Below are 14,026 nucleotides of genomic sequence, written 5' to 3'. Positions count from 1 at the left end.
TTCCTGTCCCGGTCGGCCCCGACATTAGGCAAGGCCAGCAGGTTGTTCCAGCGATTAATTCTGAACCTGAAACGCCGCACAGGGGTCTTCACGCTCTACTGTGGGGCTATCGATTACGAGATCAAAGTCGCCATCGATAATATCGTCCTCAGACTGTCCGACCGAGACCACCTTCCATCCGGGTTGAAGCCGTTCAAGATATGTCGGGATACCTCGGTCTTTGCGCGCATGTCCGTTCCCAGTGATCACGGCAACCGGGCCACCCGTTTCTTCCATCGCGCGCATCACGGCGCGAGCCAGCACAGCATCGCGCAGTCGCTGGATCGCAACCATCTGGGGTAACATCTCGGGCGGGAGAGCATCGCAATGCGCGGCCAGTTGATCCGCCTCGCGCGCCTCCTGCTCCTCAGGCGTCAGCGGTACAGTCAAACCATAGCGCGCCGCATCTGCACCCAACGCGGTGGCTGCTCCGCGTTCCATCGCGGCCCGCGCGGCAGCACGCGGCACCATGGCCCCGTAAACCGGCGCGCCTGAGGCCTTGAACACCGGATAATACAGCCTAAGAGGTGGCCAACCGCTTTCTGCCCATTGCAGAATGCGGCTCAACTCTTCAGGGTTGGACACCGCTTTTTGCGCCAGCCGTTGCGCGCCTTCTTCGGTAACCATCTCCCAGACAACAGCCGAGGGTGAGATTTTCATAATCGCTTCAGCTTGAATAAGGTGGTGGCGGGGATTGTCGTGAACCTCTCCCAGAATGACCACATCCGCATCCCGCATCGCGAGAGCCACATCATCAGAAATAAGATTTTCCGCCAGTCCGGGTCGCGCTGCTGTAACCGTAAGGCCCAGAACACAGGCAAGAATCGCAAGCTGTTTCATGCGATGAAGTGTTGCACCTCGCTCGACTGGGCTTCAAGGTTCTTGCGCATTTTTGCGAACGCCGCAGCCTCAAGCTGTCGCACGCGTTCCTTGGACAGACCCAACTCGACGCCGAGACTTTCCAGTGTCCGCGCAGGCTCGCGCAGTTTGCGTTCGCGCACAATGAACCGCTCGCGGTCATTCAGTGCGTTCATCGCGATCAGCAACCATTGGCGCAATTGTTTGGTATCGTGGGTGTGTTCAACTGCTTCGGCGGCCTGTTCACGTTCATCTTCCAGCGCATCGATCCATTCACGCCCGTCTTCGTCGGCGGATTGCACCGCGTTCAGGGAAAAATCCGACCCTGACAGCCGACCTTCCATCAGTTCCACGTCGCGCAGAGGAACCCCGATTTCCGTGGCGATCATCTGATGCAACTGGTGGCGATCCAGTTCAAGACCTTCGGTCGCGGCCTCGCGTTCAAGGCGGGCCTGAACCCGACGCATGTTGAAAAACAGCGATTTCTGCGCCGAGGTGGACCCCGTTCGCACCATGGACCAGTTCCGCATCACATAGTCCTGAATGCTCGCCTTGATCCACCACACCGCATAAGTCGAAAACCGCACGCCGCGATCAGGGTCGAACTTGTCTGCGGCCTTCATCAATCCCAGACCGGCCTCTTGGATAAGGTCATTCATCGGCGCGCCATAGCGTTTGAACTTGGCTGCCATCGAAATTGCCAGCCGCATATACGCTGTGATCAGGCGGTGCAGTGCCTGTTCGTCACGCTGGTCACGCCAGGCATAAGCCAGCTTCAGTTCCGTTTCCGCATCCAGCAACTCGGCCTTCATCGCTTGCCGGGACATCGAAAAATCTGTCGCGTTGTCCAGAGCCATAAACCTCTCCCCTGTTTTGCAGGCGTTGGCCGGGCTTGCCATGCCGACCTATGACCGATACGCAAAACAGCACCAATTGGATCATCTTTAGGTAAGTACTGTGACGTCAGATTTAACCTTAATTCTGGGTGGAGCTGCTTCGGGCAAGTCGGCATTTGCCGAGAACCTCGTTGTTTCCACTGGGAAAAATCGAGTTTACCTAGCGACATCACAAGTGTTTGATGACGAGATGCGGCAGAAGGTTGATCGCCATCTGGTACAGCGGGGCGGCGGTTGGACCACGATTGAAGAGCCTCTTGACCTGGGACCGGTGCTGTCCAGCCTATCCTCGGATCAGGTGTGTCTGGTAGATTGCGCCACTTTATGGGTCAGCAATCATTTGCTGGCCGAAACCGATCTGGGGGCAGTCCAAACTGACCTGCTAAAGGCCCTGCGCGCATGCACAGCGCAGGTAGTGATCGTGTCGAACGAGGTCGGGCACGGTATTGTTCCCGATAACCCGCTTGCCCGTCGCTTTCGCGAAGCGCAGGGTCGGCTGAACATCGCACTTGCGGCACAGGCTGATCTGGTGGTGCAAGTGACCGCCGGGTTGCCGTTGGTCCTGAAAGGGCAGCTGCCGTGACGCGACTGCATCTTGTTCGCCATGGGCCTACGCATGCAAAGACGATGGTTGGCTGGTCCGATCTGCCTGCTGATCTAAGCGATACAGCAGCGCTGAAGCGCCTGCACGATCATTTGCCACCCGATGCATTTGTGATTTCGTCCGACCTGTCGCGTGCAATTGACACTGCTTCGGCCATTCAGGGCCAGCGTCACCGTCTGCCACATCACCCGAACCTGCGGGAAATCCATTTCGGTCAGTGGGAGCTTCGCGGGTTTGCCGACATTGAAGCCGAAGACCCCGAGCTGGCTTTTGCCTATTGGGACAACCCCGGTGATGTCCGCCCACCGCAAGGTGAAAGCTGGAATGAGGTCCGCGACCGGGTCGATTCCGCGATCGACGCGCTTATGTCCGCGCATACGGGCCGCGATCTGGTGATCGTCGCGCATTTCGGCGTAATCCTAACGCAAGTACAACGCGCCCTTGGTCTGGACGGGCAGCGGACCTTTGCGCATCGGATCGACAACCTTTCCGTTACGGATATTGCTGTCAACGGCGGGGTGTGGACTGTCGGATCGATCAATCACCTTCCGTGAACAGGTCCAACACAAATCACTGATTTACCGGTCCGCAAAACTGAGGCATCGTCCGCGCATGACTTATGACCTTTATATCGGCGATCGCCTCTTCTCCAGCTGGTCAATGCGCGGCTGGTTGATGCTTGAGAAATTCAACCTGCCCTATCGCAGCCACATGATCGGCCTCTATTCCGGCACCATGGCGCAAGACATGGAACCGCTGGCCCCTGCCCGCCTTGTCCCTGCCCTGCGCATGCCGGATGGAACGGTTGTGGGGGAAAGCCTGGCGATGGCCGAAACCCTGGCCGAACGCCACCCCGATGCCGGGTTGTGGCCTTCGGATGCCGCAGCCCGGGCAACAGCCCGCTGGCTATGCGCCGAAATGGTAGCCGGTTTCAGCGCCCTGCGTGGAGAATGCGCCATGCAGCTGCGCAACGTGTGGCAAGGCTTTACGCCGTCTGAGGCGACTTTGTCAGACCTGGAGAGGATTGAAACACTCTGGGCACATGCGCGGAGCATGTCAGGGGTAGACCAAGGCCCGTTATTTGGTGCCTATTCACTGGCAGACGTCTTCTACACACCCGTTGCTGCGCGGATAATAGGATATGGGCTGCCGGTGTCAGAGGCGAACCGGGCTTATTGCATGGAATTGCTCTCTGATCCCATAGTCAGACAGTGGCGCGCCATGGGATTGACCGTTGTGTACGACACCTTCCCATACGCGCAGGATTTACCGTCCAGCCCCTGGCCGGTCGGGGGTGTATCTGCTGCGAAGCCGGTTTCAGGTGGTCCGTCAATCAACGCCGCCTGCCCGTATTCCGGCAAGCCTGTCACCGATTTCCTGGAGCTAGACGGACAATGTTGGGGGTTCTGCAACCCATTCTGCCGGAACAAAACCGTGGCCGATCCCGAAGCATGGCCCAAATTCGCGGCCATGCGCGCAGCCGTTAACGACTCTTAAACCAGAACCGTGGCAGCAACGTCCTGTTAACCAAAACAGGACTGCCATGGTCGCCCGCGCCCACACCGTTGCTTTTCAAGGCGTTGATGCCCGCCCGGTCGAGGTGCAATGCGCAGTCTCACCCGGACTGCCAGCCTTTTCCATCGTGGGCCTGCCCGACAAAGCCGTGTCCGAGGCGCGTGACCGCGTCCGCAGCGCGCTGAACGCGATGGCCATTGCGCTGCCGTCCAAGCGGATCACCATCAACCTGTCCCCCGCCGACCTTCCTAAAGAAGGCAGCCATTTCGACCTGCCCATCGCGGTCGCGCTTTTGTCCGCGCTCGACATCATCCCTGCCGATGCCGCGGAAAGCACCGTTGCATTGGGGGAGTTGTCACTCGACGGTTCTCTGGTGCCCGTTGTTGGTGCTTTGCCCGCCGCGATGACGGCCGCGTCAGAAGACCGCACATTGCTTTGTCCGCGCGCCTCCAGCGCCGAGGCGGCCTGGGTCGATGCCACTCAGGTGATCGGTGCCGGATCGCTTGGAGAGGTCGTGCGCCATTTCTCAGGCCAATCCCCTTTGCCAGCGGCACAACCCGGCGAAGTGAACCTGACACCGTCCAACCGCGACCTGCGCGATGTGAAAGGGCAGGAGCGCGCCAAACGCGCCCTGGAAATCGCCGCCGCCGGACGTCACCATCTGATCATGATCGGCACGCCGGGATCGGGCAAATCCATGCTGGCGGCGCGGCTTCCCGGAATTCTACCGCCGCTTACAGCCGTGGAAGCCCTGGAAACGTCGATGATCCAATCGCTATGCGGGTTGCTGGATGAAGGCGGAATAAACCGCACACGCCCGTTCCGCGAACCGCACCACACGGCCTCGATGGCGGCCATAGTAGGTGGTGGGAAAGGGGCCAAACCGGGCGAAATCTCATTGGCCCACAATGGTGTGTTGTTCATGGATGAATTCCCTGAGTTTCCACGGCCGGTTCTGGAAACCCTGCGCCAACCCATTGAAACCGGCGAAGTCATAGTGGCGCGCGCGAACGCCCATGTGAAGTACCCTTGTCGTTTCATGCTGGTGGCCGCCGCCAACCCTTGCAAATGCGGCTATCTGACCGACCCGTCCCGTGCCTGTTCGCGGGCACCGGGATGTGGCGAAGATTACCTGAACCGAATCTCGGGCCCTTTGATGGACAGGTTCGATCTGCGGATCGAAGTTCCGCCCGTGGGCTTTATTGACCTTGATCTGCCCCCTTCGGGCGACAGTTCGTCGACGGTTGCAGCACGTGTCGAAAGGGCGCGTGCCATACAGGCAGACCGGTTCCGTGACACGCCGGAGTTACGACAAAACGCTGACGCAGAAGGCAAAATACTGGAAGAGATCGCCACGCCCGATGCCGAAGGAAAAGAACTGCTGTTGAAAGCTGCGGATCGGTTCGGCCTGTCAGCTCGGGCCTTCCATAGAATCCTGAGGGTGGCGCGCACCATCGCCGATCTGGACGGCGCGACCGATATCCGCCGCCCACACGTGGCCGAGGCACTGAGTTTTCGCATCTCTGCCCGGGTTATGGCCTAAAGCCTGGCCTCGATGGCCTGCCAGATCTTTTCCGCAATATTTACGCCATCAAACCGTTCCAGCTCTTGAATGCCAGTCGGTGAAGTCACGTTAATCTCGGTCAAATAGTCGCCAATAACGTCAATTCCGACAAAGACCTGACCCTTTTCCTTCAGCAAAGGTCCAATCGCCGCGCAGATCTCAAGATCGCGTTCGGACAAGCCGATCTTTTCCGGACGTCCGCCAACATGCATGTTCGACCGCGTTTCGCCTTCGGCTGGTACACGGTTAATCGCGCCGACCGCTTCGCCATCCACCAGGATCACCCGTTTGTCGCCATTGCTGACATCCGGCAGGAATTTCTGCACGATCAAAGGTTCGCGCGAGAATCCGGTGAACAGCTCATGCAAGGAAGTCAAGTTGCGGTCATTGGCATCAAGCCGGAACACACCCGCGCCGCCGTTCCCGTAAAGCGGTTTGAGGATGATATCGCCGTGCTGTTCCTTGAACGCCTTGATCGTCTGCAAGTCGCGCGCAATCGTTGTTGGCGGGGTCAGTTCGGGGAAATCCAGCACCAGCAGCTTTTCCGGGTAATTGCGCACCCAGAACGGATCGTTGACGACAAGCGTCTGCCCCTTGAGACGATCCAGCAAATGCGTGGACGTGATGTAATGCATGTCAAAAGGCGGGTCCTGACGCAGCCAGACGACATCGAAATCGGCCAGATCCACCTCACGTTCGGGGCCCAGAACCGCAGGATCTCCGGCAACCCTTTGCACGGTCATGTCGTGACCTCGCGCGGTGATACGACCTTGCTGATAGGCCAAGTGATCCGGACCGTAGAAAAACAATGAATGCCCGCGCGCCTGCGCCTCTTCCGCCAGACGGAACGAACTGTCGGCGTTGATATCCACGGCCCCGATCGGGTCCATTTGAAAGGCGATCTTCATGGCATGTCCCTCAGTTTCCCGCCAGATACATGGACCAGCACGCCTGTGGGTTCAATGGGGCTTAGCCAAAACCAAAGGCGTTTTCGATGATGTGAACCGCGCCAGAGCCATCTACAAGTGCCGCGTCAAAGCGCACGTTTGTCAGTTGCCCGGTCGGCTCGTTTTCCAAGAACTGCGCGGCAGAGGCATAGATTCGTTCGATCTGCCTGCGGCTGATCCGGGCAGCGGCCTTTTCAAAGCTGGTGCTTTTCTTAACTTCGATGAACACAAGCCCGTCGCCGTCGCGCGCAATCAGGTCGATCTCTCCGCCAGCGCCCCGCCAGCGGCGATGCGCTATGGCAAAACCCCGACGTTCGTAATCTGCGGCGACCTGTGACTCTGCGGCCTGTCCAGCGTGGTATGAGATCGAACCCTGTCGTTCACTCCGCCCCATGTCATCCCTTGCCCAATTTCAGAGCTTTCTGGTAAATCGGTCGGCGCGGCAGGTCGTACATTTCCGATATAAGATCCGCTGCATCCCGAACCGAGTGATTTTCCAAAGCTCGTTTCAAAGCTTCTTCTAGGTCGGATTCGTTAACACTTTGCGAATGACTGCGGTCCACCAACAGGACGATTTCGCCTTTGACGGTCTTGTCCCGATACTCCGCTGCCAGTTCGGACAGGCTGCCGCGGCGGACCTCTTCAAACTTTTTCGTTAGCTCTCGACAAAGCGCAGCCTGCCGTTCAGGTCCCAGGCATTCAGCCAGGTCCGACAGACAGGCGGCAACGCGTTTCGGAGATTCGTAGAACACCAATGTGCCGGGGATGTCCTTCAACGCCTCGATGCGGGTGCGGCGCGCTTTGGTTGCGTTAGGAAGGAAGCCTGCAAAAAAGAAGGCGTCAGTGGGAAGCCCCGCCAACGTCAGGGCCGTTACAACAGCAGACGCGCCGGGGGCACAGGTAACGGTATACCCGGCTTCTGCGGCCTGCTTGCCCAGATCATAGCCCGGATCGGCAATCAGCGGCATTCCCGCTTCGGACGCGTAGGCCACCGATTGCCCTTGCGCCAGCGCCTCCATAATCTTGCCGCGTGCGCCTGCGCCGCTGTGGTCGTGATAGGCCTGGATACGCCGGCCTTCCAGCGGGATGCCATGTATTTCCATCAAGCGACGTAAACTGCGGGTGTCTTCTGCCGCAATTACATCGGCTGAGGCCAAAACATCCAAGGCTCTGAGCGTAATGTCGCGTGCTGTTCCAATCGGAGTGGCAACAAAATACAGGCCCGCAGCCAACTTGATCTTTTGGAAATTCAAAGCTGGACCCTCACAGCGTGACGTTTATTATCGCGGCTCAACAGAACAGAAGCATTCGCAGCCGTCGGATCAGGGAGTTTTCATTTAGATGTTTACCGTTTGCAAGCCCGTAAGCAAGCTGGCGAAAGTCGCCGCTGCCCTGACGACCGCAGCGTTTCTTGCTGCCTGTGAACCGGGTGGTCTTGGCGGAGGCCCCTCGATCAATACCTCAAAGCCGGTTCCTGTCGCCTTGCTGGTTCCCAGAGGATCTGCGCAATCTGGTGATGCAGCGCTGGCGCAAAGCCTTGAGAATGCCGCGCGGCTTGCGATGTCGGATTTGCCGAATGTCCAGATCGACTTACGCGTTTATGACACGGCCGGAAACCCGAACACGGCGACAGCCGTTGCACAGCAGGCTGTCGCGGACGGGGCAAAAATCATCATTGGTCCGGTATATGCCCAGGCAGCAAATGCTGCCGGATTGGCGGTGCTGAGCAAGAACGTCAACGTTCTTTCGTTTTCAAACAACGCCAGCATTGCAGGCGGCAACGTCTTTGTATTGGGCCCGACCTTTGACAACACGGCCAACCGGCTGGTGAATTATGCGGGCAGTCAGGGCAAGGTTAACACGGTGGTCGTGCACAGCAACGACGCCGCAGGACAACTGGGCCAGTCCGCTATCGCCAATGCCATAGCGAACAGCCGGGTCAACAATGCAGGGACCGTCGCATACGACCGGTCGCAACAGGGCGTCATCAATGCGGTTCCCACGATCAAGGCCACTGTTGATTCGACGGGCGCGGATTCGATCTTCCTGACGGCGACCACGGCGGGGGCATTGCCGCTGTTCTCGCAATTGCTGCCAGAGGCCGGTGTTTCTCCAGCAACCACGCAATACATTGGCCTGACACGTTGGGATATCCCTCCGCAAACTCTGGAACTTCCAGGGGTTCAGGGGGGATGGTTTGCATTGCCTGACCCGTCCAAGGCACAAGCCTACCGTCAGCGTTACAACGCAACCTACGGCGAAGCACCGCACCCAATCAGCGGTTTAGCCTATGACGGTATCGCCGCAATTGGGGCCTTGGTCAGCCAGGGCAAATCAGATGCCCTGACCGCTTCGGCCCTGACACAGAACGCCGGTTTCCAGGGCGTTGGCGGCATCTTCCGCCTGCGCCCGGACGGCACCAACGAACGCGGTCTGGCGGTTGCCACGATCCAGAACAAACAGGTGGTTGTGATTGACCCTGCCCCACAAAGCTTCTCTGGCGCCGGTTTCTGATCTGACTGGCGCGATCAACGTGCCCGAAAGCGCGTTGATCTGCCCCGCCGGGGACATCTTCGACAGCACTGCCGTCAATGATGCACTGGCTCAGGCCTTTGAGGCCTGCCCGGACAACACCAAAATGCGGTCCGAGACGGTGCGCATTCTGCGCGAGGCTCAAAAGTCTGGCCGCGCGGTCATTGCAGAGGCATTTGGCGAACGTCCTTTCGACGCGCGGGCACTCACGCGCTCATACACTTACCTGACGGATCAACTGGTTGGGACGGCGATGCTGGTCTCAAGCACACGCCTGCATCCGCTTGCAACGCCCACCCAAGGTGAAAAGATCGCCGTTCTGGCTGTTGGCGGTTATGGGCGCGGGGAAATGGCGCCGTTTTCCGACGTCGATCTGCTGTTTCTCACCCCCTACAAGATCACCGCATGGGCCGAGAGCGTTATCGAGTCGATGCTTTATATCCTGTGGGATTTGCGGCTGAAGGTCGGGCATTCCTCACGCACGATCAAAGATTGTCTGCGGCTGGGTGCCGAGGATTTCACGATCCGCACAGCGATGTTGGAGCAACGCTATCTGGCCGGTGACAAGGCGCTGGCGGACGGGTTGGACCGAAGGCTGAAAGACGAACTGTTCAAGGGAACCGAACGCGAATTCATCGAAGCAAAGTTGCACGAACGTGATGAACGCCACCACAAACAAGGCGAGCGTTACATGGTCGAACCCAACGTGAAGGAAGGCAAAGGCGGCCTACGCGATTTGCAATCCCTCTACTGGATCGCGAAATATGTCTATGGCGTTCAGGACGTGGCCGAACTGGTGCCTTTGGGCTTGTTCACACCCGAAGAGTTCAAGACCTTCGTTCAGGCCGAAGAATTCCTTTGGGCTGTGCGTTCGCACCTGCATCTTGTCACCGGTCGTGCGACCGAGCAGCTTACCTTTGACATGCAGGTCGAGGTTGCCGCGCGCATGGGGTACGAGGACCGCGCCGGGCGTCGCGCAGTCGAAGTGTTTATGCAGCGGTATTTCCGCGAAGCCACCCGCGTGGGTGAGTTGACGCGCATCTTCCTGACCAAACTCGAATCGCTGCACATGAAAGGTGCGCCGTTGCTGGAACGCATTTTCCGCAGGCGTCGACGGGTCAAGGCGGGATACAAGGTGGTTCACGGCCGTCTGGATCTGGTGGAACCTGAAAAATTTCTATCCGACAAAGTGAACCTGCTGCGCCTGTTCGAAGAAGGTTTGCGGACAGGTATGCTGATCCATCCCGATGCCATGCGGCTGGTGAGCGCGAACCTGCATCTGATCGATGACGAGATGCGCGGCGACAAGGAAGCCCAGCGCATTTTCCTGGATCTGATGTTGAAACACGGCAACCCGGAACGTGCATTGCGACGTATGAACGAACTGGGCGTGCTGTCCGCTTTCCTACCCGAGTTCGAGCACATCGTGGCGATGATGCAGTTCAATATGTATCACAGCTATACGGTGGACGAGCATACGATCCAATGCATCGTCAATCTTGCCCAGATCGAACGCGGAGAACTGGTCGAATCCCTGCCTCTGGCGTCATCGATTCTGAAAGGCGGGGTGAACCGAAAGGTGCTGTACGTCGCGCTTCTTCTGCATGACATTGCGAAAGGTCGCCCCGAAGATCACTCGATCCTTGGGGCACAGATCGCGCGCAAGGTGGCGCCTCGGCTCGGCCTGAACAAATCGGATTCCGAAACCGTTGAATGGCTGGTGCGTTATCACTTGCTGATGTCCGACATGGCGCAAAAACGCGATATCTCCGACCCTCGGACGGTGCGCGATTTTGCCAAAGCCGTTCAGACAACCAAACGGCTGGATTTGCTGACGGTTCTGACGGTTTGTGACATTCGCGGTGTTGGCCCGACCACCTGGAACAACTGGAAGGCCACCTTGCTGCGCGCCCTGCATGCTGAAACAAAGCGTGCACTGGAAACCGGTATGGAAGATCTGAACCGGGCGAACCGGGGGGCCGAGGCCAAAACAGCGCTACGCCGCGCCTTGGACAACTGGTCCAAGGCTGACCTCAAGGTCGAGACCGGGCGCCACTACGCCCCGTATTGGCAGGGCCTGAACCTTGCGACGCATATCGAGTTTGCCGAGATGCTGTACGCGCTGGAACAAAGCGGCGATCCCGGCGCGATGGAAATTCGCCTGCAACCTGATGAAGACCGTGATGCGACGCGGGCCTGTTTCGCCATGGGAGATCACCCCGGTATTTTTGCCCGCATCGCCGGGGCACTGGCTCTGGTCGGCGCGAATGTCGTGGATGCACGCAGCTATACCACCAAAGACGGCTACGTGACGGACGCGTTCTGGATTCAGGACGCCGAAGGGCACCCGTTCGAGGCATCGCGCCTTCCACGCCTGACGCAGATGATTCACAAGACCCTGCGCGGCGAAGTCGTCGCCAAGGAAGCACTGAAGTCGCGTGACAAGATCAAGAAACGCGAACGCGCTTTCAACGTGCCAACTCATATCACGTTCGACAATGAGGGCTCTGAAATCTACACAATCATCGAGGTGGACACACGCGACCGCCCAGGCCTGCTGTTTGATCTGACCCGGACCCTGGCCGCGGCGAACGTGTATATCGCCAATGCCGTGATCGCGACCTATGGCGAACAGGTGGTCGATACGTTCTACGTCAAGGATATGTTTGGCTTGAAGTATTACTCGGAAAGCAAGCAGCGCGGACTTGAGGCGAAGCTGCGCACGGCAATCACCGAAGGCGCCGAGCGTGCGGCCTCATGAAGCAAATACGGTTGTTCTCTGGCCTGTTCACGGTCGGCTTCTGGACGCTCGCCAGCCGAATTCTGGGGTTTCTGCGGGAAATACTGTTGACGGCCTATATTGGACCAGGCCCTGTGATGGATGCCTTTGTTGCAGCCTTTCGCCTGCCCAACATGTTCCGCCGCTTTTTCGCCGAGGGGGCATTTAACGCGGCCTTTGTGCCGATGTTCTCCAAACGACTGGAAGCCGACGAAGACCCTCAGGGTTTCGCGCAGGACGCATTCAATCTTCTGGCCGTGGCTGTTCTGGCGCTGGTCGGGCTGGCCATGGTTTTCATGCCCGGTCTGGTGTGGCTGACCGCCGAAGGGTTTTACGGCGATGAACGGTTCGATCTGGCGGTGGATTATGGATATGTTGTGTTTCCATACATCCTGTTCATGTCTCTGGCTGCCTTGTTTTCTGGTGTTCTGAATGCAACCGGGCGGTTTGCGGCAGCGGCAGCTGCACCTGTTCTGCTGAACATTTTCGCCTGCACCGCCCTGATCGCCGGTGCCATGTCCGGCGGCGAAGTGATCCGGTGGTTGATCCCGGTCATTCCGGTGGCCGGTGTCGCGCAACTGGCGCTGGTCTGGGTTGCTACCGAACGCGCCGGCATCCACATCCGCCCCAGCATGCCGCGTCTGACGCCCGAAATGCGACGGATGGTACGTATCGCAGTCCCGGCCGCGCTGGCGATGGGGGTCACGCAGGTCAATCTGGTTGTCGGGCAATTGGTTGCGTCGAAAATCGAAAAGGCCGTCAGCTGGTTGTTTGCCGCAGACAGGCTCTACCAGTTGCCTTTGGGTGTGGTAGGCATTGCTGTCGGCATAGTCTTGTTGCCGGACCTGTCCCGCCGCTTGCGCGCGGATGACAAAGAGGGCGCACGCAATGCCTTTTCCCGGGCCGGTGAGTTCACACTGCTGCTGACGCTGCCTTCGACTGTCGCCCTCGTGGTTATGCCAACCCCCCTCGTATCCGTGCTGTTCGAACGCGGCCAGTTCGGCCCCGAGGATACGGCCGCCACGGCCCTTGCGGTTGCCATCTACGGGGTAGGGCTTCCGGCTTTCATGTTGCAAAAATTGCTGCAACCGCTGTTTTTTGCGCGCGAGGATACACGTTCCCCGTTTCACTACGCGGTTGTTGCGATGATCGTGAACGCAGCTCTGGCGTTTGGTCTGTTTCCACTGGTGGGCTGGATCGCACCGGCAATTGCTGCATCGACTGCCGGGTGGGCGATGGTTGTGCTACTGGCCTTGGGCTCACGACGTATGGGTGAAGAGGCACGCTTCGATGACCGGTTCAAAAAGCGCGCGAGCAGGATTGTGGCCGCTTCGCTTGGGATGGGCGCGATCTTATACGCCGCGCTCTACCTGTTCGGGTGGGCGTTGGAAGTTCCCGGCTGGCGTTATCTGGCACTGCTGATCCTGATCATGGTCGCTGCCGTCTCATATTTCCTTCTGGGCCATATCTTCGGCGCCTTCAAACTGTCGGAGTTCAAACACACTCTGCGCCGGTCCTGATCAATCCCGGCGAATGCGTCCGACGATCCGGGACCACGCGCCCGGTGCAACAAGAAAAGACAAGCCAAAACCGGTGGCAAACCCACCCAGATCGGCAACCCATTCCCAGTTGCCACCAAAGATCAGGCCGAAAAGAAACTGTATGCCCATAAGGACTGCAATCAATTGAAATGCCCGTGTTTGGTTTGCACCTACAAGTGACAGTTTGCGCCACAACAGCCACGTAAATGCGCCGATCAGGCCATACACCGGCGGGAACCCTCCGATCAGCGGATAGCGTGGGTCCAGTAACACAGCGTAGGCAAGCGCGCCGCCAATGCCTGATACGATAAAAATCAGCAGCATCGGGAAACCGCCGAACACTTCGCCAACCATTTTGCCCATCGCCAGCACGAAAACACAGACGAAAATCGCCTGCGTGAAATTTGCGGACACAAAGGGGTAGGTCACGAAGCGGATGACATGTTCGAATGGCCAGCGCCCGTTCAGTACCATCCAGTCGAAAATATCCGCCGAGAACGCATAATGCTGGATCGCATCCAGCCGCCAGCCCACCGCTGCTGGTCCTCCAACCAGCCCGCGTGATCCCAGCGTGAAGGCAATTTCTATCCCGATGATGAACAGAACCAGCGCCACCACAGCAGGTGGCAGTGGGTTCACAGGCGGTGTGTAATGTTCACTGCTCATTGGGCTGGCCTTTCGCGGCTGTTGACGTCCCTTTGCCTCATGGGTAAGCGACGGGGGCTGATTTTTCCAGACAGGAGTTCCCTTT

The 14,026-nt window shown here is 58.6% G+C and carries 13 protein-coding genes; 7 read left to right on the top strand and 6 right to left on the bottom strand.

The features are described from left to right. Positions 1 to 54 precede the first annotated feature (54 nt). Together ACR3FC_RS12150 and ACR3FC_RS12145 are read right to left on the bottom strand one after the other, a co-directional pair. Positions 55 to 879: a ChaN family lipoprotein gene (locus ACR3FC_RS12150; RefSeq protein ID WP_480475176.1), complete on the bottom strand. Its 825-nt coding sequence runs from the start codon at positions 877 to 879 to the stop codon at positions 55 to 57. Continuing rightward, on the bottom strand, positions 876 to 1,754 hold the full coding sequence (locus tag ACR3FC_RS12145) for an RNA polymerase factor sigma-32 (RefSeq protein WP_480475174.1): 879 nt from the start codon (positions 1,752 to 1,754) through the stop codon (positions 876 to 878). The genes ACR3FC_RS12150 and ACR3FC_RS12145 overlap by 4 nt, the downstream gene beginning before the upstream one ends. Positions 1,755 to 1,854: 100 nt before the next feature. Here ACR3FC_RS12145 and cobU point away from each other — a divergent pair, with 100 nt between their 5' ends. Genes cobU through ACR3FC_RS12125 form a run of 4 tightly spaced genes read left to right on the top strand, consistent with a single transcriptional unit; the run spans position 1,855 to position 5,455 of the window. Continuing rightward, complete coding sequence (gene cobU / locus ACR3FC_RS12140) at positions 1,855 to 2,376, top strand: bifunctional adenosylcobinamide kinase/adenosylcobinamide-phosphate guanylyltransferase (protein ID WP_480475172.1); 522 nt, start codon at positions 1,855 to 1,857, stop codon at positions 2,374 to 2,376. After that, complete coding sequence (locus ACR3FC_RS12135) at positions 2,373 to 2,951, top strand: histidine phosphatase family protein (RefSeq protein WP_480475170.1); 579 nt, start codon at positions 2,373 to 2,375, stop codon at positions 2,949 to 2,951. The genes cobU and ACR3FC_RS12135 overlap by 4 nt, the downstream gene beginning before the upstream one ends. Before the next feature lie 58 nt (positions 2,952 to 3,009). Next, entirely contained in the window at positions 3,010 to 3,894 is an 885-nt protein-coding gene (locus ACR3FC_RS12130) for a glutathione S-transferase (protein WP_480475168.1), read from the top strand. Positions 3,895 to 3,940: 46 nt separating this feature from the next. Then, a complete protein-coding gene (locus tag ACR3FC_RS12125) occupies positions 3,941 to 5,455 on the top strand; it encodes a YifB family Mg chelatase-like AAA ATPase (protein WP_480475166.1) in 1,515 nt (504 codons plus the stop codon). Here ACR3FC_RS12125 and gshB read toward each other — a convergent pair. The 3 genes from gshB to rsmI all read right to left on the bottom strand — a co-directional run bounded on the left by gshB (position 5,452) and on the right by rsmI (position 7,676). Next, positions 5,452 to 6,384, bottom strand: coding sequence for a glutathione synthase (gene gshB, locus ACR3FC_RS12120; protein WP_480475164.1), 933 nt, complete (start codon positions 6,382 to 6,384; stop codon positions 5,452 to 5,454). The two genes, ACR3FC_RS12125 and gshB, sit on opposite strands and share 4 nt — an antisense overlap. A 61-nt stretch (positions 6,385 to 6,445) precedes the next feature. Beyond that, a complete protein-coding gene (locus tag ACR3FC_RS12115) occupies positions 6,446 to 6,817 on the bottom strand; it encodes a YraN family protein (protein WP_480475162.1) in 372 nt (123 codons plus the stop codon). A gap of 1 nt (position 6,818) precedes the next feature. Further along, positions 6,819 to 7,676: a 16S rRNA (cytidine(1402)-2'-O)-methyltransferase gene (gene rsmI / locus ACR3FC_RS12110; RefSeq protein WP_480475160.1), complete on the bottom strand. Its 858-nt coding sequence runs from the start codon at positions 7,674 to 7,676 to the stop codon at positions 6,819 to 6,821. An 88-nt stretch (positions 7,677 to 7,764) separates the two neighbouring features. Between rsmI and ACR3FC_RS12105 the strand changes: the two genes are divergently transcribed. Genes ACR3FC_RS12105 through murJ form a run of 3 tightly spaced genes read left to right on the top strand, consistent with a single transcriptional unit; the run spans position 7,765 to position 13,254 of the window. Next, positions 7,765 to 8,937, top strand: a complete 1,173-nt coding sequence (locus ACR3FC_RS12105) for a penicillin-binding protein activator (protein WP_480475158.1) — start codon at positions 7,765 to 7,767, stop codon at positions 8,935 to 8,937. Then, positions 8,897 to 11,716 (top strand): [protein-PII] uridylyltransferase, encoded by a 2,820-nt coding sequence (locus tag ACR3FC_RS12100; protein ID WP_480475156.1) that lies wholly within the window; start codon positions 8,897 to 8,899, stop codon positions 11,714 to 11,716. The genes ACR3FC_RS12105 and ACR3FC_RS12100 overlap by 41 nt, the downstream gene beginning before the upstream one ends. Beyond that, positions 11,713 to 13,254, top strand: a complete 1,542-nt coding sequence (gene murJ / locus ACR3FC_RS12095; RefSeq protein ID WP_480475154.1) for a murein biosynthesis integral membrane protein MurJ — start codon at positions 11,713 to 11,715, stop codon at positions 13,252 to 13,254. Before ACR3FC_RS12100 ends, murJ begins: the two co-directional genes overlap by 4 nt. On the opposite strand, the gene ACR3FC_RS12090 is transcribed toward murJ, so the two are convergent. Beyond that, positions 13,255 to 13,941: a rhomboid family intramembrane serine protease gene (locus tag ACR3FC_RS12090; protein WP_480475152.1), complete on the bottom strand. Its 687-nt coding sequence runs from the start codon at positions 13,939 to 13,941 to the stop codon at positions 13,255 to 13,257. It lies immediately after the preceding gene. Positions 13,942 to 14,026: the final 85 nt, after the last annotated feature.

Source organism: Ruegeria sp. AF3 (assembly GCF_056536285.1).
The sequence above is the reverse complement of the archived record's forward strand: the minus strand, read 5'-3'. Positions and strand labels throughout refer to the sequence as shown.